The sequence below is a fragment of the Melissospora conviva genome (genome assembly GCF_049523535.1).
GTDB classification, from domain to species: domain Bacteria; phylum Actinomycetota; class Actinomycetes; order Mycobacteriales; family Micromonosporaceae; genus Melissospora; species Melissospora conviva.
Genome location: NZ_JBLLDT010000001.1, coordinates 863,953 through 881,237, shown reverse-complemented (window position 1 = coordinate 881,237; position 17,285 = coordinate 863,953). Strand labels below are relative to the sequence as shown.

Sequence of the window (17,285 nt, the reverse complement as noted above, 5' to 3'; positions counted from 1 at the left end):
ACCATAACCACTGGCGGCGACGCTCGCCGGATCTGCGGCCCGCACGGCCCGATGTTCAGGAGGCGCCTTCGGTCCGCGCTCCGGGTACGCGTGCCCCGGCCGTACGCATCATCGTCTCCAGCACGGCGGTGATCTGGTCGGCGGGCATCGGCCGGTGGAAGTGGTAGCCCTGGGCGGCGGTGCAGCCGATCGCCACCAGCGCCGCCCGCTGCTCGGCCGTCTCCACCCCCTCGGCTACCACCCGTAAGCCCAGCTCGCGGGCGAGGCCCACGGTGGTCCGCACGATCGCGGCGGCCTCGGGTGAGTCCTGCATGCGGAGCACGAAACTGCGGTCGACCTTGAGTTCGTCGACCGGGACGCGGGTCAGGAAGGTCAGGGTCGAGAAGCCGGTGCCGAAGTCGTCGACGGCGATCTGCACGCCCATGGCGCGCAGCGTGGCGAGCACCTCGTCGATCACCGCCAGTTCGCTGATCACCACCGTCTCGGTGATCTCCAGGACCAGCCGGCGGGCGGGGATGCGGTGCCGGCGCAGCGATTCGGCGATCTCGGCGGGCAGTCGCGGGTCGAGCAGGCTGCGCGCCGAGAGGTTGATCGAGATCGGCAGGTCGAGTCCGCGGCCGGGCCACTGGGCCGCCACCGTGAGTGCCTTGTCCACGACGTAGCGGGTGAAGGCGCCGAGCTGTTCGCTCGCCTCGACCGGGCGGATGAACTCCGCCGGTTTGAGCAGTCCGCGCCGCGGGTGCCGCCAGCGGATCAGGGCCTCCACCCCGGTCGGCGCGCCGCTGTCCAGGTCGACCGCCGGCTGCAGCTCCAGCACCAGCTGGTCGTCGCTGCGCAGCGCCTCCCGCAGCTCGGCCAGCAGGGCGAGCCGGTCGGTGCTGGCGGCGTCCCGGCTGCCGTCGTAGAAGGCGACGCTCCCCTCGCCCGCCTTGGCCTGGTACATCGCGATGTCGGCGCGGCGCAGCAGCTCCGTCATGTCGGCGCCGCCCGCGGCTGCCACCACCACGCCGACGGAGGCCTCCACCGAGATCCTGATCCCGGCCACCTCCGCGGGTACGGCCAGCCGCGCGACGATCTCCCGGGCCTGCCGCAGCGCGTACGCCCGCACCGCGGCCTCCTCGGCGACCGGCACGGCGGTCAACAGCAGCGCGAACTCGTCCCCGCCGAGCCGTCCGAGCAGCCCGCCGTTGCCGGTGAGGTCACGCAGCCGTCCGGCGGCGCGCTGCAGCAGCTCGTCCCCGGCGGAGTGTCCGAGGGTGTTGTTGACCTCTTTGAAGTGGTCGAGGTCGAGCAGGAGCAGGGCCACCGGCCGGCTGCGTTCCAGTCCGCGCAGCGTCTGGTCGCCCCGGTCGAGCAGGGTGGCGCGGTTGATCAGGCCGGTCAGCGGGTCGTGCACCGCCTCGTACGAGGCGCGGGCCGCCAACTGCCGCAACTCCCCGTGGGTCGCCGCGTCGTGCAGCGCCGCCGCCAGGGCGTCGCCGTAGGCACCGAGCACGTCCCGGTCCCGGGCGCGGGGGCGCGCCGAGGTCGGGAAGCAGACCCGCAGCCGGCCGATGGTGGTGGCACCGACCACGAGTGGGTGGGTCAGCGCGACGCACCCGGCAGGCGTCTCGGAGTCGGTCAGCGCCACGGGATCGGCCGGCGTCGCGGGATCGCGCGGCGTCTCGGTGCCAGCCAGGGCCGCGGCGTCGGTCGCGGGCATCTCCTGGTCGGTCAGGCCGCCGTAGCGGTCACCTCGGTAGCGGTGTCGTGCGCCGTCACCGCGGATCACCTCCACGTCGACCTGTTCGGCGCCGAAGAGGTCGGCCGCGCCGCGTACCCCCGCGGTGGCGACGCCGCGCTCGTCGAGCCGGTTGAGGCCGCCGGTCGTCTCGGCCAGCACCCGCCAGGTACGCCGCTCCTCGGCCACCCCCAGCCGATGCCGGTACGCCTGCTGCAGCAGCCAGAGCAGCGGCGGCGCCAGGATCAGCCCGAGCGGATAGTGATCGAGCAGCGCGGCCAGGCTCAGGCCGACCACGACGTTGCCGATGAACATCAGCAGCTTGCCGCGGAGCGCCAGCAGCAGCGGGCCACCGACCGGGCCGCCGCGGCGCAGGGCCAGCGTGGCGGTGCCGATGACGGCGTTGACCAGTACGTAGGTCGCGGCCGCGGCGACGGCGGCGACGGCGACCGCCGGGGTGAGACCGGCGGCGGGCGCGGCGATCAACTGGAAGACGAGCACCGCCGGGGTGAGACCGGCGGCGGGCGCGGCGATCAACTGGAAGACGAGCACCGCCGCGGCGACCGCCAGCGTCATCGAGGCGGCGATGTGCGCGAGCTCGGTGACCGGGCGGCGGTCGACGCGCAGCGAGATGATCAGCCAGCCGAATCCGGCGCCGAGGAAGACGGCGGCGGGCAGCCACCCGGTGGGCACCAGGAAGAGCCCGAAGATGAGAGCGGCCTCGCCCCAGGTGACCGTGACCATCCCGGTGGCGGTGCGGAACCGCAGCCGGGCGAGCTGGGCAAGCCCGAAGACGGCCGCGGCGACGGCGAACCGCAGGCGGGGGTCCCAGTGGATCTCGGGCGGGTGGACCGGCGGCAGGAGCAGGCCGGTCACGACCGCCGCGACGGCGGCGGTGAGCAGCAGCGCGGTGAAACGTGACGCGTGTCCGGGGGTGGTGCCATGCCGTCGCCCGGCGACTTCACCGCCCCCGGCCCCCGTCATCGGCGCGTCCCGGCCCGGACCACCTCGGCACGTGGCGGGTGGCGGGGTGTCGACCGCCGCAGGTCTGTCGCCGTCATCGCCGCCCCCCTTCCGCGCCGGTGGGGACGTCGATGCCCCCGGGCGGAAGGCTAAGCCAATCCGGGCGCACGCAACAGGGGTTCTGTCCGGACCTGGACGCCGCGGCGGCTGAGCGCGCCGCCATCGGGCCCGGGACCAACCGCGGGTGCTGCCGGAAGCGGAATCAGCCGCGCGCGCCGCCGTCGGGTGCGGCGTCCGGACCGGCGGCGGGGGCCGGGGGCTGCGCCACCGAGGCGGCCTGGAGAGCACCGGGGCCCTCGGGGGCGGGGAACTCGGCGGGCAGTCGCTTGAGCCGCTTGTTCATGTTGCGGATGAGCAGGACGGTGGCCGTGCCCAGCGCGAGCAGGAGGAACAGCCCCATCGGTCCGGCGAGCCCACCGGTGCGGGTGTCGCCGAAGTTGTTCTGCGCGAGAATCTGCGCGGCGGTCAGCATGACAGGTTTCCTCCGGGGTGCGGTCTGCCGTTGACGGTACCTGCTGGGCAGGTCATCGGGCGTGGTCGGTGCCGCGAATCCCGGCGAAAAGGTCCGATTCCGGCAGTGGAGCGTCGATGTGCGTACGCGCCAGCTGGAAATCCTCGGTCGGCCAGGCGTTCTGCTGGATCTCCATCGGCACCTGGAACCAGAAGCCGTCCGGGTCGATCTGGGTGGCGTGCGCGCGCAGCGCGTCGTCACGGACCGGGAAGTACTCGGCGCAGTGCACCCGGGTGGTGATCTGCGAGCCCCGGTCCTCGCGGTGCTGCCACCGGTCCATCCATCCCTCGTACGGCGAGACCAGCCCGGCCGCAAGGGTCCACTCGTGCAGCGCCTTGATCTTGGCCCGGGAGAAGCCGACGTCGTAGTAGAGCTTCAGCGGCTGCCACGGCTCACCCAGTTCCGGGTAGCGCTGCGGGTCGCCCGCCGCCTCGAACGCGGCGACGCTCACCTGGTGGCACATGATGTGGTCCGGGTGGGGGTAGCCGCCCTGCTCGTCATAGGTGGTGACAACGTGCGGCCGGAACTCGCGCATCAGCCGGACCAGCGGGCCCGCCGCCGCGTCGAGTTCCTGGAGCGCGAAACAGCCCTCGGGCAGCGGCGGCAGCGGGTCGCCCTCGGGCAGCCCGGAGTCGACGAAACCGAGCCATGCCTGCTCCACGCCGAGGATCGCCCGGGCGGCGTCCATCTCCGCACGGCGGATGTTGGCGATGTCGGCCCAGACCTCGGGGCGGTCCAGCTTGGGGTTGAGCACCGAGCCCGCCTCACCGCCGGTGCAGGTGACCACCAGTACGTCCACGCCCTCGGCGACGTACTTGGCCATGGTGGCGGCGCCCTTGCTCGACTCGTCGTCGGGGTGGGCGTGAACCGCCATGAGTCGCAGTTGCTCTGCCAACGCCGGTACTCCTCGTCTGCGCTGCCGTACGGCCGGTCGGCCGGCGGGCCTGACCTGCCCGTACCGGGCACCTGGAGGTGACCGGTGACCGGCACCTGCCACGGCCTCGACAGCGGCAGGTGCGAGAATGAACCCTGCCATTGTTGCCGATGGCCCCGACAACGACGGTAGGAGATACCAGGCGGTGACCGAGACGCATGCCACAGAAGCCGTCACGCCCGTCTTCCCGCCCGGTCGCTACGGCCGCCGGCGCGCGCCGCAGCGCCGCCGCCCGGTGCTCTTCGCCGCGCTGGTCGCCGTGCTGCTCGTCGTCACCGGTCTGATCTCGGTGAAGCTCTACCAGCAGTACGGCCCGGACTACAGCGGCGAGGTCGTCAGCTACACCGACATCACCGACAGCCAGATCCGGATCACCTTCCAGGTGACAGTCCCCGAGGGCGAACCGGCCCGCTGCACGCTGCGCGCCCGCTCCTACGACGGCGCCCAGGTCGGGTACGCCGACGTCCTGGTCGACAATCCGGGCGGCGCACGGCAGATGACGCAGGAGCATCTGCTGGCCACCACCGCGAAGCCGTTCATGGCCGAGGTGCTCGGCTGCCGCCCGGTGGAGTGACTTTCCGCCCGGGCCCGGTCTTCCCCCGCGCTGGTAAGGTGTGAGGTTCACCTGTCGGCCGGTAAGACCCGAGGAGATCGCCAGTGTCCAGCACTGACAACCAGGCCACCTGGCTTTCCCAGGACGCGCACGACCGCCTCCAGGCCGAGCTCGACGAATTGATCGCGGCTCGGCCGGCCATCGCTGCGGAGATCAACGCCCGTCGCGAGGAGGGCGACCTGCGGGAGAACGGCGGCTACCACGCCGCCCGCGAGGAGCAGGGCAAGCAGGAGGGGCGGATCCGCTACCTGCAGGAGCTGCTGCGCACCGCCAAGGTCGGCGACGCCCCCGACTCCGACGCGGTCGCCCCCGGCATGGTCGTGACGATCTACTTCGACGACGACGCCGACGACACCGAGACCTTCCTGCTCGGCTCGCGGGAAATCTCGGCCACCACCGAACTGACCGTCTACAGCCCCGAGTCGGCGCTGGGCAAGGCGATCCTCGGCAGCCGTCCCGGCCAGACCGTCACCTACACCGCGCCCAGCGGCGCGGACATCAAGGTCACCGTCGTCAGCTTCGAGCCGTTCGCCGGCTGAGCCGCCGCTGCGTCCGACGCCGCCGGGGGTCCTATCCCCCGGCGGCGAAGAGCACCTCGTAGCCGCTGGCGCGCAGCGTGCCGATCAGCTTGTCGGAGTGCTCGGCGCCGCGGGTCTCCACCGAGAGCGCCACCTCCACCTCGCCGAGACGCAGATGCGGGTTGCCCCGCAGATGCTCCACGTCCACGACATTGCCGCGCAGTTCGGCGATCTGGGCGAGCAGCGACGCCAGCTGTCCCGGCCGGTCCGGGCAGCGGACGGTGAACCGCAGGTACCGCCCTGCCGCCGAGAGTCCGTGCTCGATCACCCGCAACAGCAGCAGCGGGTCGATGTTGCCGCCGGAGAGCACCACCACGGCCGGCGCCTCGACCCGCATCGCGCCGGCGAGCAGGGCGGCGACCCCGACCGCACCGGCCGGCTCGACGACCTGCTTGCTGCGCTCCAGCAGCATCAGCAGCGCCCGCGAGATCTCCTCCTCGGTGACGGTCACCACCTCGTCGACGAGCTTGCTGACATGCGCGAAGGTCACGTCACCGGGGCAGCCGACCGCGATGCCGTCGGCGATCGTGCTGAGCGAGGTCAGCCGTACCGGCTCACCGGCCGCGAGCGAGGCCGGGTAGGCCGCCGCCCCCGAGGCCTGCACCCCGACGACGCGTACGTCCGGGCGCAGCTCCTTCACGACCACGGCGATGCCGGAGATCAGCCCGCCCCCACCGACGCCGGTGATGATGGTCTTGACCTCGGGGCACTGTTCGAGGATCTCCAGCGCCACCGTCCCCTGACCGGCGATCACGTCCGGGTGGTCGAATGGGTGGATCAGGGTCGCGCCGTGCCGCTCGGCGTAGTCGTGCGCCGCGACGAGGGACTCGTCGACGGTGTTGCCGACAAGTTCGATCCGGGCCCCGTACGCCTTGGTGGCCGCCACCTTGGGCAGCGGCGCGTTGACCGGCATGAAGACGGTGGCGGCGGCGCCGAGCAGGCCCGCGGCGAGCGCCACCCCCTGGGCGTGGTTGCCGGCGCTGGCCGCGACGACCCCGCCGGCGCGCTCCTCGGCGGTGAGCCCGGCGATCCGGGTGTACGCCCCGCGCACCTTGTAGGAGCCGGCGCGTTGGAAGTTCTCGCACTTGAGCAGGACCGGCCCGCCGAGCGCCGCGCTCAGCGGGCGCGAGGGCTCCAGCGGGGTGGTCCGGACGACGCCGGTGAGCAGTTCCCGCGCCGCCCGCACATCGGCCAGGCCGACCAGTTCCGTCATACCCCGATCGTGCCACTGCCGGCGGACAACGGCCCGTCCAGGATCGGCGAGCGGCCCGGCCAGGTCGCCGCCGCGCCGGGACGACGGCCCGGTCAGGATCGGAGAACGGCCCCGGCCGGGCCGCCGTCGCGCCGGATCACGTCGTGGCGGCCTCGCCGGGAGACCGGCGGCAGGTCAGGAGCCGGCGGCCGACCGGCTCGCCACCCGGGGGTAGCCGGGGGCGTGCCGGGACCAGGGCGCGGCCATCTCGATCTGCCCGGCGACGGCGAGCAGCAGCAGCTCCGACCCGGGCGGCCCGACGAGCTGCACCGCGACCGGCAGCCCGTCCGGGCGCTGCCCGATCGGCACGACCAGCGCTGGCAGTCCGGCGACGTTCCAGGGCGAGGTGTACGGCGCGTACCGGACGCTGGCGACCATGTTCGCCTGCCAGGAGCGGCCACCCCAGCCGGCGGCGGCCGGTGGCCGGGCGGCGAGCGCCGGGGTGAGCAGCAGGTCCACGTTGCGGTCGGCGAAGTAGCCGACGGCGCGTTCCCGCCAACCGTCGCGGTCGGCGGCGCGCACGTACCCCTTGCGCTGGGCCCAGCGACCGAAGGCGATGTGCCGGCGGTTGCGCGGCTGCAGGGCGGTCTCGTCCAGACCGGCGTCGTCGACGTCGCGGGCGGCGGCGGCGAACCAGGTGGCGAGCGTCTGCGGTCCGAGCAGCAGCGGGTACGCCGGGTCGGCGGTCACCGTGTCGTGCCCGGCGGCGATCAGCAGCCGGGCGGCCTCGGTGACGGCGGAGCGGTTGGGCCGGTCGGGCAGGACCCCGGGTACGGGTGTGCGGAGCGAGACGCCGACCCGCAGCGGGGACGGCTGGACCAGCGCCTCCGGCCGGCGGCCGGCGAGCACGGCGAACCCGAGGGCGGCGTCGGCGACGGTGGTGGCGAGCATCCCCTGCTCGGCGAGGCCGAACCAGTCGTCCACGCCGAGCCCGCCGGGCACCACGCCCCGGCCCGGCTTGAGCCCGACCAGGCCGCAGCAGGCGGCCGGGATCCGGATCGAGCCGAGGCCGTCGTTGCCGTGCGCGAGCGGCACCAGCCCGGCGGCGACCGCGGCGGCGGCCCCACCGGAGGAGCCGCCGGGGGTGTGGTCGCTGTGCCACGGGTTGCGGGTGACGGCGGTCTCGTCGTCGGTGACCGCCCAGAGCCCCAGCTCGGGCATCCGGGTGACGCCGACGATGACCGCCCCGGCGCCGCGGAGGCGGCGGACGACCTCGTGGTCGTCCTCCGCCACGACGCTGCGCGCCGCCGCCGAGCCGTTCCAGGTGGGCAGGCCGGCCACCGGGGTGTTCTCCTTCACCGCGACCGGCACGCCGGCCAGCGGGAGGTTCCCCAGGTCCTCCTGCTCGTCGACCTTCTCCGCCTCGGTGATGGCCTCGCCACCGCGCAACGCCCGGAACGCACCGATGGTCGGGTCCGTCCGGTCGATGTGGTCGAGGTGATCGGCGACCACCTGGGTGGCGGAGGCGTCACCGCGCCGCACCGCCCGCGCGATCTGCTTCGCCGTCGCGCCCACCCAGGTCGGCATCATGTCCTGCACGCCCAGCCTCCTGCCACGCCTCAGCCGAGCGCCCGCTCCAGATCGGCCAGCAGGTCGTCGGCGGTCTCAATGCCGACAGACAGTCGCACGAGATCGGCGGGAACTTCAAGCGGCGAGCCCGCGGCGCTGGCGTGTGTCATCTGACCGGGGTGCTCGATCAGGGATTCCACGCCGCCCAGGGACTCGGCCAGCACGAAGAGTTCGGTGCTGTTGCAGATCTTCACCGCCGCCTCCTCACCACCGGCCGCGCGGAAGGAGATCATGCCGCCGAAGCGGCGCATCTGCTTGGCCGCCACCTCGTGGCCGGGGTGCTCGGGCAGCCCCGGGTAGAGCACCTGCGACACCGCCGGGTGCCCCTGCAGGAACGCCGCGATCCGCTCGGCGTTGTCGCAGTGCCGGTCCATCCGTACGCCGAGGGTCTTGATGCCGCGCAGGGTGAGCCAGGCGTCGAAGGGGCCGTTGATGGCGCCCATCGCGTTCTGGTGGTAGCGCAGCTCGTCGCCGAGCGCGGTGTCGGCGGTGATCAGCGCGCCGCCGACCACATCGGAGTGCCCGCCGACGTACTTGGTGGTGGAGTGCACAACCACGTCGGCGCCGAGGCCGAGCGGCTGCTGCAGGTACGGCGAGGCGAAGGTGTTGTCGACCACCAGCAGCGCCGACGCCTCGTGGGCGATGCCGGCGAGCGCGGCGATGTCGGCGATGCCGAGCAGCGGGTTCGTCGGCGTCTCCGCCCAGACGATCTTCGTACGGCCGGGCTGGATCGCGGCCCGCACGGCGTCGGGGTCGGAGACCTTCGCGGCGGTCCAGTCCACACCCCAGCGCTGGGCGACCCGGGCGAAGAGCCGGTAGGTGCCGCCGTACGCGTCGTCGGGGATCACCACGTGGTCGCCCGGGGCGCAGACCGTACGCAGCAGCGTGTCCTCGGCGGCGAGGCCGCTGGCGAAGGCGAGCCCCACCGTGCCCCCCTCCAGCGCCGCCAGGCACTCCTGAAGGGCGTCGCGGGTGGGGTTGCCGGAGCGGCTGTACTCGTAACCGAGCCGGGGCGAGCCGACGGCGTCCTGGGCGTACGTGCTGGTCTGGAAGATCGGGGGGATCACCGCGCCGGTACGCGGGTCGGGGTCCTGCCCGGCGTGGATGGCGAGCGTCTCGAAGCCGTAACTCATGCTGCTGAGGCTAGCCCGCATCACCCGACGACCCGGCACACCCCGTCGGCCTGTCGCCACCGGGCGTGGGCGCATGGCTCTGCGGGGCGCGGGGCCATAGCCTCGACGGGTGGCCGACTGTGTTTTCTGCGGAATCGTGGCGGAGACGGTGCCCGCCTTCCGGGTCGCCGACACCCCGGAGGCGGTGGCGTTCCTGGACACCCGCCCGGTCTTCAAGGGGCATGTGCTCGTCCTGCCCCGGCGGCACGTCGTGACGCTCGGCGAACTCCCGCAGGACGACCTGGCCCCCTATTTCGCGCTGGTGCAGCGCCTCTCCCTCGCCGTGGTGCAGGGGCTCGGGGCCGGCGGGAGTTTCGTGGCGATCAACAACCGGGTCTCCCAGTCGGTGCCGCACCTGCACACCCACGTCGTGCCCCGCACCAAGGGCGACGGCCTGCGCGGTTTCTTCTGGCCCCGGCACCGGTACGCCTCCGACACCGAGGCCCACGATTACGCCGACCGGATCGCCACGGCCCTGCGGGACACCCCGTTCCCGCACCCCCCATCCCCCTGAACCGGCCACCTGGCGGGGCCCCGCTTGGCATCCCGCCGCCTGACGCCCTGCTACGCGACCCGGCCGCCTGAACCGGCCCTGGGCGGGTAAGGATTGGCAAGCCTGCGGTGTTGCCCTCACTGCGAGGTACGAGAGGAGTCCGACGGTGTTCCTACGGCGCATGAAGGCCGAGCTGCCCACCCCTGACCAGGCCCTGGCGGGCCGCCCGCTGCCGATGCCGGTCGCCGACCGGCACGAGGTGCTCGACGCGTCCCTGAAGGGGCCGTTCCCGGACACCGCCGAGGTGGCGGTCTTCGGGATGGGCTGTTTCTGGGGGGCCGAGCGGCTCTTCTGGCAGCTGCCCGGGGTGCTCAGCACCTCGGCCGGCTACGCGGGCGGCATCACCCCGAATCCGACGTACGAGGAGGTCTGTTCCGGGCTGACCGGGCACGCCGAGGTGGTCCGGGTGGTCTACGACCCGGCGCGGATCAGCTACGAGGATCTGCTGAAGGTCTTCTGGGAGAACCACGACCCGACGCAGGGGATGCGCCAGGGCAACGACGTGGGCACCCAGTACCGCTCGGCGATCTACACCACCAGCGACGACCAGCTCGCCACGGCGCTGGCGTCGCGGGACGCCTTCGCGCCGATCGTCGAGGCGGCCGGGCGCGGGGCGATCACCACTGAGATCGAGCCGCTGGGCGACTACTACTTCGCCGAGACGTACCACCAGCAGTACCTGGCGCCGACGAAAAACCCGGGCGGCTATTGCAACCATGGCCCGAATGGCATGACTTGCCCGGTTGGCGTGGCCAAGACGGCCTAGAACCGCAGGCCATCGGGCTTACGGCCCGGTGGCCTGTGCCGCCGACCCTCAAGATCTGTACAGACTTCGCGCCAGTGACTGCCTATACTTCGAGCATGACTGTCGTGCCGTTCACCGACGCCCGGAACCGCCTCTCGGAACTCATCGACGAGGTGACCTCGACCCACGAGCGGATAGAGATCACCAAGCACGGCCACGCCGCCGCGGTGCTCATCTCGGCCGACGATCTCGCGGCATTGGAGGAGACTCTGGAAGTCCTATCCAGCGCCGAGGCCATGCGGCAACTTGCCGAATCCAAGGCGGCCGTCGAGGCCGGTGACGTCCTCGACGCCGACGAACTCGCGGCGCTGATGGCAAAGCGGTCGAAGCAGGCACGGTGACTGGCGCTGCCCCCGACCGCTACCGACTTCAGGTCACCGGCCCGGCCGCACGCGCCTTGGCCGGACGGCTGCCAGAGAAAATCGCCGCCGCGGTCTACAAGTTCATCACCACCGCTCTCCTCGACAACCCGCATCGCGTCGGCAAACGACTGCTTCTGCCGCCGTTCGAGGGGACTTGGTCGGCCAGGCGCGGCACGTACCGCGTCCTCTACGAGATCGATGAGGACGACCGCCTCGTGACCGTGACGGCCATCGAGCACCGCGCCGACGCCTACCGGTCGCGTTGACGCACGTCCGCACCGAGCGCGCCCAGCATTCGGGTACCAACGGGGCCGGCGATGACTCGTGTCAGATCGAGCACCTTCACCCCCGACGCCGGAAGCCGGCCCGGTGCGGCCAGCGGCAGCGACCCATGACTGAGCGGCACCATGCTCACGAGTGGAGACGTCCCCATCGCGCTGTTTTGATCGTCTGCTTGCCACTGGGCCTGCGTACGAGCCGCGACGGCCAGCCCCTCCCGCGGCGTACACAGCACGCTCAACCTCCAGCGCCGGGCACGCAGCAATGACGTCAGCCACCCGCGCCTGAACCTCGGCGTCACGATCGTCGTTCACACCGAGGGCCACCAGCAGAGCCGTCCGATGCCACGGGTAGTTCGCATGTGTACGCACCCAACCGTCCGCGGCCCGCCACAATCGAGACAGCGAAGCGAAGCCATCGATCCCCCGCCCGTCCGCGTCGCGAAGCCAAACCTCGCTGCGCATCGCCGCCGCCACATGCGCCCGGTCGAGTGCGATATCAGGCCGGCGACCGGTGCGCGCAGAGGCCAGATCAGCGGCACTGGGGTGCCGTTGCTCACACGCCGGGGGCAGGAGGAACACCCTCCAGAGGTTCCGGATGCGCACCGCGCCGTAACACCCACGCCACTTTCGGCGGCTAGCCTTTTCTGAGATGAGGGTCACGTTTTCGGCGACGAGCAAACCGGACCGTTTCGCCCTTGCCGAGACAAGATCACCAGCCGTTACGCGAAAGCCGGTCATCGTAGCAGCATCCAGCCGCTTCGCCATCGGATCAACAGGCGGATCAGGCTCACCTCTGGCAGCATTGTTTCGCATGTGCGGATTGGCTGGGGAATTCCGTCGCGACGGGTCGCGTGCCGACGTCGCGGCTGTGGAACGCATGGCGGCGACGATGCACGACCGGGGGCCCGACGACAGCGGCGTCTGGTCTCAGGGGCCGGTGGCGCTCGGGCATCGACGGCTGAAAATCATCGACCTCTCCGCGGCCAGCGGACAACCCCTGATCGACCCCGCCGCGGGCCTGACCGGGGTCTTCAACGGCTGCATCTACAACTACCAGGAGCTCCGCGCCGAACTGCAGGCCAAGGGGCACCGCTTCTTCTCCTCCGGCGACACCGAGGTCGTGCTCAAGGCGTACGCCGAATGGGGTCTCGATTTCGTCGACCACCTGATCGGCATGTTCGCCGTGGCGATCACCGAACGGGACACCGGACGGCTGGTGCTGGCCCGTGACCGGCTCGGCATCAAGCCGCTCTACCTGGCCGAGACCCCGGGCGTGCTGCGTTTCGCCAGCACCCTGCCCGCCCTGCTGGCCGGGGGCGGCATCGACACCTCCATCGACCCGGTGGCGCTGGCCCACTACCTGAGCTTCCACAGCATCGTGCCGCCGCCGCGGACCATCCTGCGCGGCGTCACCAAGCTCCCCCCGGCGACCGTACGGGTCTACGAGCCCGACGGCCGGGTCACCGAGCACGTCTACTGGCGCCCGGACTTCACCCGCAGCGCCGAGCGCGCCGGCTGGTCCGAGAAGGACTGGCAGGACGCCCTGCTGGAGTCGCTGAACACCGCCGTACGCCGGCGCATGGTCGCCGACGTCCCGGTCGGCGTCCTCCTCTCCGGCGGACTCGACTCCAGCCTCGTCGTGGCGCTGCTCGCCGGTGAGGGGCAGCGCGGGCTCTCCACCTTCTCCATCGGCTTCGAGGCCGTCGGCGGGCGCAGCGGCGACGAGTTCGTCTACTCCGACCTGATCGCCGAGCGCTTCGGCACCGACCACCACAAGATCCAGATCGCGGCGAACGACCTGGTGCCGCCGCTGGAGTCGGCCGTCGCGGCGATGTCCGAGCCGATGGTCAGCCACGACTGCGTGGCCTTCTACCTGCTCAGCGAGGTCGTCTCGCAGCACGTCAAGGTGGTGCAGTCCGGTCAGGGCGCCGACGAGATCCTCGGCGGCTACCACTGGTACCCGCCGCTGGCCGGGGTCGGCCGGGAAGCGGCCCTCGACACGTACGCGAAGGCGTTCTTCGACCGGGACGCGGCCGGCCTGGCGCGGGTGCTCAACCCGGCGTACCTGGCCGAGGGGGACCCGGCGCGGGAGTTCGTCGCCGCCCACCTGGGCCGCCCCGGCGCGGCCACCGCGGTCGACGCCGGCCTGCGCATCGACACCGAGGTCATGCTCATCGACGATCCGGTGAAGCGGGTCGACAACATGACGATGGCGCACGGGCTCGAGGCCCGGGTGCCCTTCCTCGACCACGAGTTCGTGGAGCTGGCCGCGACCTGCCCGCCGGAGCTGAAGCTCGCCCAGGGCGGCAAGGGCGTACTCAAGGAGATCGGCCGCCGGGTGCTGCCGTGGGAGGTCATCGACCGCCCGAAGGGGTACTTCCCGGTGCCGGGACTGACCCACCTCGAAGGCAAGCTCCTCGACCGGGTCAACGACGCGCTGCACGCCCCCGAGGCGCGCCGGCGCGGCCTGTTCCGTGACGAATACGTCAAGGAGTTACTGCGCGATCCCAACCGGGAACTGACGCCGCTGCGGGGCAACAAGCTCTGGCAGCTCGGACTCCTCGAGATGTGGCTGCAGAACCACGGGATCGGTTGAGCGGATGACCAGCAAGCAGACCACCGAATCGGCCCGGCCGGCGAGCACCGGACCGGGACGGCCGCGACGCGAGAAGGTGGGACCCGGCGGCGACCCGGTCGTCGCCGGCGAGGTACGGCAACGGCACGACGAGGGCGACGCCGTGGTGCTGGACTGCGGCTGGGGCCGGCTGGTCTTCGGCCAGACATTCGGCCGCCCCTCCAAGGTGCTCGACGTGCTGCGCTCCGAGGCGGCCGGCTCCCGGGACATCTGCATCTACCTGCCCGAGCCGCACGTGCTGGTGGCCCGCCGCCCGGACGAGCTCTTCATCGACCCGTCGCTGACGTACCGGTTGACGCTCGACGACTCGGTACCGCCGCCACCGGAGGAGCCGGGGCTGACCATCCGCCCGCTGCGCGACGCCGCCGACGCCGAGGCGGTCAACCGGATCTACGCCAGCAACCAGATGGTCACCGCGCCGGTGGAGGTGCTGGTCGACAACAGCCGTACCGACAGCTTCCTGCACCTGGTCGCCGAGTCGGTCACCGGTGAGATCGTCGGCACCATCACCGGCGTCGACCATGTGGAGGTCTTCGACGATCCGGAGAACGGCGCGAGCCTCTGGTGCCTGACGGTGGACCCGAACACGGCGCCGCCCGGCACCGGTCAGGCGCTGCTGCTGGAGCTGGCCGCCCGGCTGACCCAGCGTGGCCGCTCCTTCGTCGATCTGTCGGTGCTCGCCGACAACGAAGGCGCGATCCGGCTCTACGAGCGGCTGGGCTTCGACCGCACCCCGATGCTCTGCGTCAAGCGGAAGAACCCGATCAACGAGAAGCTCTTCCTGCCCAGCAGCCCCGAGGGGTACGAGGAGCTGAACCCGTACGCGAAGATCATCGCGGATGCGGCGATGCGGCGGGCGATCCGGGTGGAGGTCATCGACCCGGCCTGGGGTGAGCTGCGGCTGATCAGCGGCGGCCGGACGGTGGTGACCCGCGAGTCGCTCTCGGAGCTGACCTCGGCGGTGGCGATGAGCCGCTGCGACGACAAGCGGGTGACCCGGCGGATCCTCGCCGACGCCGGGCTGCGGGTGCCCCGCGGACGGACCGCCACCGGTGGCAGCGACGACCTCGCGTTCCTCGAGGAGGTCGGCGAGGTGGTCGTCAAACCGGCCCGTGGTGAGCAGGGCAACGGCATCACCGTCGGCGTGCGCACCCCCGACGGGCTGCGCGCGGCCGTCGAGATGGCCCGGGTGCACTGCCCGGACGTGCTGATCGAGGAGCTCTTCACCGGCGAGGACCTGCGGGTGGTCGTCATCGACCACAAGGTCGTCGCGGCCGCGGTCCGCCGGCCCGCCTCGGTGGTCGGCGACGGGGTGCACAGCATCGCCAAGCTGATCGAGCGGCAGAGCCGGCGCCGGGCCGCCGCCACCGGCGGTGAATCGCGCATCCCGATGGACGACACCACCCGCGAGGTGGTCGTCGCCGCCGGGTACGCGCTGGAGGACGTCCTCCCCGAGGGGGAGGTGCTCGCGGTCCGGCGAACGGCGAACCTGCACACCGGCGGCACCATCCACGACGTCACCGGCGAACTGCACCCGGAGATCGCCGACGCCTGCGTCACCGCCAGCAAGGCGCTCGCCATCCCGGTGACCGGACTGGATCTGCTGGTGCCCGCACCGCAGAGCCCGGAGCACGTATTCATCGAGGCGAACGAGCGCCCCGGCCTGGCCAACCACGAGCCGCAGCCGACCGCCGAACGCTTCATCGACCTGCTCTTCCCCGGCACCCGGGCACCACGCCGACGCTGGAACCCGGCCGGTGCCGGCGCCCGGCGATAGGCGGGCCGGGTCGTAGGCTGGATACAGTCGCCGACCCCGCGATAGAGATCATCAGTGCAAGGAGCGACCCCCTCATGTCCGCACCCGCCCCCCAGCCCACCCCCCTCACCCTGGATACCGAGTACCTGCGCCAGGTGATGCTGGAGCTGCTGGAGATCCCCAGCCCGTCGGGGCGTACCGACCACGTCCAGCAGTACGTCGGGGAGCGGCTCTCCGCGCTCGGTATCTCCTCCACGCTCACCCGGCGCGGCGCGCTCAGCGCGTGCCTGCCGGGGCGGCGCACCACCGGCGCCGACCGTGCGATCGTGGCGCACACCGACACGATCGGCGCGATGGTCAAGCGCCTCAAGGAGAACGGCCGGCTGGAGCTGACGATGATCGGCACGCACAGCGCCCGGTTCGCCGAGGGGGCGCACGTGCGGATCTTCACCGACGACCTGAACCGGGTGATCACTGGGCAGATCCTGCCGCTGAAGGCGAGCGGACACCGCTACAACGACGGCGTGGACCTGCAGGGCGTCGGCTGGGCACACATCGAGGCCCGCGTCGACGAGCCGGTCGAGAGCATCCTCGACCTGCGGGACCTCGGCATCGACGTCGGCGACTTCGTCGCGCTCCTGCCGAACCCGGTCATCACCGCCAGCGGGTACGTCAAGTCCCGGCACCTGGACGACAAGGCCGGGGTGGCGGCGGTGCTGACGGCGGTCAAGGCGATCGTCGACTCCGGGACGCAGTTGCCGGTCAGCGCACACCTGCTGATCACCTGCACGGAGGAGATCGGGCACGGCGCCAGCCACGGCCTCGACCCGGACGTGGCCGAGATCGTCTCGGTGGACGCCGCGGTGGTCGCCCCCGGTCAGCAGTCCCGGGAGAACGCCGCGACGGTGGCGATGGGCGACAGCGTCGGCCCGTTCGACTACCACCTGACCCGCAAGCTGGCCTCCCTCGCCACCGAACACAAGATCGACCTGGTGCGGGACGTCTTCGACTTCTACCGCTCGGACGTGGCCGCCGCGGTCGAGGCCGGCGCCCACGCCCGGGTCGCGCTGCTCGGTTTCGGCGTCGACGCCACCCACGGCCACGAGCGCACCCACCTGGACGGGCTGCTGCACCTCACCCAGCTGCTCTGCCTCTATCTGCAGAGCGACCTGGTCTTCCCCGAGTGGGACGCCGAGCCGGCGGGCGAGCTTGCCGACTTCCCGTCCCTGGCCGTCCAGCCCGCCAACGAGGACGGCCCCCGCGAAGGCCCCATCGGCATCGCCGACGACGAGTGACCCCGCCGGCGCGGCCGGCAGCCGTCCGGGCCGCGCGGCCCGGACGGCGGGCATTTATTCCGAGGCGGGTTGTGACGAAAACCTGTTGTGGACCCCCCTGGAGCGTCGATAGCGTGGCGGTACACGGGAAGGGAGGTGGTCCAGACTTTGTGTAGTTATCGGACTCGTGAGGTGGCTGTCCGCTAGCCGCTGTCCTTGACAGTTCCACTGGCCGGTGGTTCGCCGC

16 protein-coding genes are annotated in these 17,285 nt (G+C 72.0%); 9 read left to right on the top strand and 7 right to left on the bottom strand.

Annotation, left to right across the window (positions count from 1 at the left end):
* Positions 1-55: 55 nt before the first annotated feature.
* The 3 genes from ACK8GG_RS04360 to mca all read right to left on the bottom strand — a co-directional run bounded on the left by ACK8GG_RS04360 (position 56) and on the right by mca (position 4,128).
* Complete coding sequence (locus tag ACK8GG_RS04360) at positions 56-2,704, bottom strand: putative bifunctional diguanylate cyclase/phosphodiesterase (RefSeq protein WP_440355585.1); 2,649 nt, start codon at positions 2,702-2,704, stop codon at positions 56-58.
* Between the two features lie 241 nt (positions 2,705-2,945).
* Positions 2,946-3,215: a hypothetical protein gene (locus tag ACK8GG_RS04355; protein ID WP_440348114.1), complete on the bottom strand. Its 270-nt coding sequence runs from the start codon at positions 3,213-3,215 to the stop codon at positions 2,946-2,948.
* Positions 3,216-3,267: 52 nt separating this feature from the next.
* Positions 3,268-4,128 carry a mycothiol conjugate amidase Mca gene (gene mca / locus ACK8GG_RS04350; RefSeq protein WP_440349186.1) on the bottom strand — a complete coding sequence of 287 codons (861 nt, stop codon included), beginning with the start codon at positions 4,126-4,128 and terminating at the stop codon, positions 3,268-3,270.
* A gap of 205 nt (positions 4,129-4,333) precedes the next feature.
* Here mca and ACK8GG_RS04345 point away from each other — a divergent pair, with 205 nt between their 5' ends.
* Positions 4,334-4,762, top strand: coding sequence for a DUF4307 domain-containing protein (locus ACK8GG_RS04345; protein WP_440348115.1), 429 nt, complete (start codon positions 4,334-4,336; stop codon positions 4,760-4,762).
* Between the two features lie 83 nt (positions 4,763-4,845).
* Complete coding sequence (greA, locus tag ACK8GG_RS04340) at positions 4,846-5,340, top strand: transcription elongation factor GreA (protein WP_440348116.1); 495 nt, start codon at positions 4,846-4,848, stop codon at positions 5,338-5,340.
* Between the two features lie 31 nt (positions 5,341-5,371).
* On the opposite strand, the gene ilvA is transcribed toward greA, so the two are convergent.
* From ilvA to ACK8GG_RS04325, 3 genes are all read right to left on the bottom strand, one after another.
* Positions 5,372-6,592 carry a threonine ammonia-lyase gene (gene ilvA, locus ACK8GG_RS04335; RefSeq protein ID WP_440354001.1) on the bottom strand — a complete coding sequence of 407 codons (1,221 nt, stop codon included), beginning with the start codon at positions 6,590-6,592 and terminating at the stop codon, positions 5,372-5,374.
* Between the two features lie 174 nt (positions 6,593-6,766).
* Positions 6,767-8,176, bottom strand: coding sequence for an amidase (locus ACK8GG_RS04330; RefSeq protein WP_440355683.1), 1,410 nt, complete (start codon positions 8,174-8,176; stop codon positions 6,767-6,769).
* A gap of 14 nt (positions 8,177-8,190) precedes the next feature.
* Positions 8,191-9,333: a cystathionine gamma-synthase gene (locus ACK8GG_RS04325; RefSeq protein WP_440354002.1), complete on the bottom strand. Its 1,143-nt coding sequence runs from the start codon at positions 9,331-9,333 to the stop codon at positions 8,191-8,193.
* A 109-nt stretch (positions 9,334-9,442) separates the two neighbouring features.
* Here ACK8GG_RS04325 and ACK8GG_RS04320 point away from each other — a divergent pair, with 109 nt between their 5' ends.
* The 4 genes from ACK8GG_RS04320 to ACK8GG_RS04305 all read left to right on the top strand — a co-directional run bounded on the left by ACK8GG_RS04320 (position 9,443) and on the right by ACK8GG_RS04305 (position 11,358).
* Positions 9,443-9,886 carry an HIT family protein gene (locus ACK8GG_RS04320; protein ID WP_440355584.1) on the top strand — a complete coding sequence of 148 codons (444 nt, stop codon included), beginning with the start codon at positions 9,443-9,445 and terminating at the stop codon, positions 9,884-9,886.
* A gap of 145 nt (positions 9,887-10,031) precedes the next feature.
* On the top strand, positions 10,032-10,691 hold the full coding sequence (gene msrA / locus ACK8GG_RS04315; protein WP_440355583.1) for a peptide-methionine (S)-S-oxide reductase MsrA: 660 nt from the start codon (positions 10,032-10,034) through the stop codon (positions 10,689-10,691).
* Positions 10,692-10,786: 95 nt separating this feature from the next.
* Positions 10,787-11,071 carry a type II toxin-antitoxin system Phd/YefM family antitoxin gene (locus tag ACK8GG_RS04310; RefSeq protein ID WP_107260578.1) on the top strand — a complete coding sequence of 95 codons (285 nt, stop codon included), beginning with the start codon at positions 10,787-10,789 and terminating at the stop codon, positions 11,069-11,071.
* Positions 11,068-11,358: a type II toxin-antitoxin system RelE family toxin gene (locus ACK8GG_RS04305; protein ID WP_440355582.1), complete on the top strand. Its 291-nt coding sequence runs from the start codon at positions 11,068-11,070 to the stop codon at positions 11,356-11,358. Before ACK8GG_RS04310 ends, ACK8GG_RS04305 begins: the two co-directional genes overlap by 4 nt.
* On the opposite strand, the gene ACK8GG_RS04300 is transcribed toward ACK8GG_RS04305, so the two are convergent.
* Entirely contained in the window at positions 11,343-11,501 is a 159-nt protein-coding gene (locus ACK8GG_RS04300; protein ID WP_440355581.1) for a CoA transferase, read from the bottom strand. The genes ACK8GG_RS04305 and ACK8GG_RS04300 overlap by 16 nt on opposite strands.
* 683 nt (positions 11,502-12,184) lie before the next feature.
* Here ACK8GG_RS04300 and ACK8GG_RS04295 point away from each other — a divergent pair.
* From ACK8GG_RS04295 to ACK8GG_RS04285, 3 genes are all read left to right on the top strand, one after another.
* On the top strand, positions 12,185-13,969 hold the full coding sequence (locus ACK8GG_RS04295) for an N-acetylglutaminylglutamine amidotransferase (protein ID WP_440355580.1): 1,785 nt from the start codon (positions 12,185-12,187) through the stop codon (positions 13,967-13,969).
* 4 nt (positions 13,970-13,973) lie between these two features.
* On the top strand, positions 13,974-15,785 hold the full coding sequence (ngg, locus tag ACK8GG_RS04290; RefSeq protein WP_440355579.1) for an N-acetylglutaminylglutamine synthetase: 1,812 nt from the start codon (positions 13,974-13,976) through the stop codon (positions 15,783-15,785).
* Between the two features lie 74 nt (positions 15,786-15,859).
* Positions 15,860-17,059, top strand: coding sequence for an osmoprotectant NAGGN system M42 family peptidase (locus ACK8GG_RS04285; RefSeq protein WP_440354008.1), 1,200 nt, complete (start codon positions 15,860-15,862; stop codon positions 17,057-17,059).
* Positions 17,060-17,285: the final 226 nt, after the last annotated feature.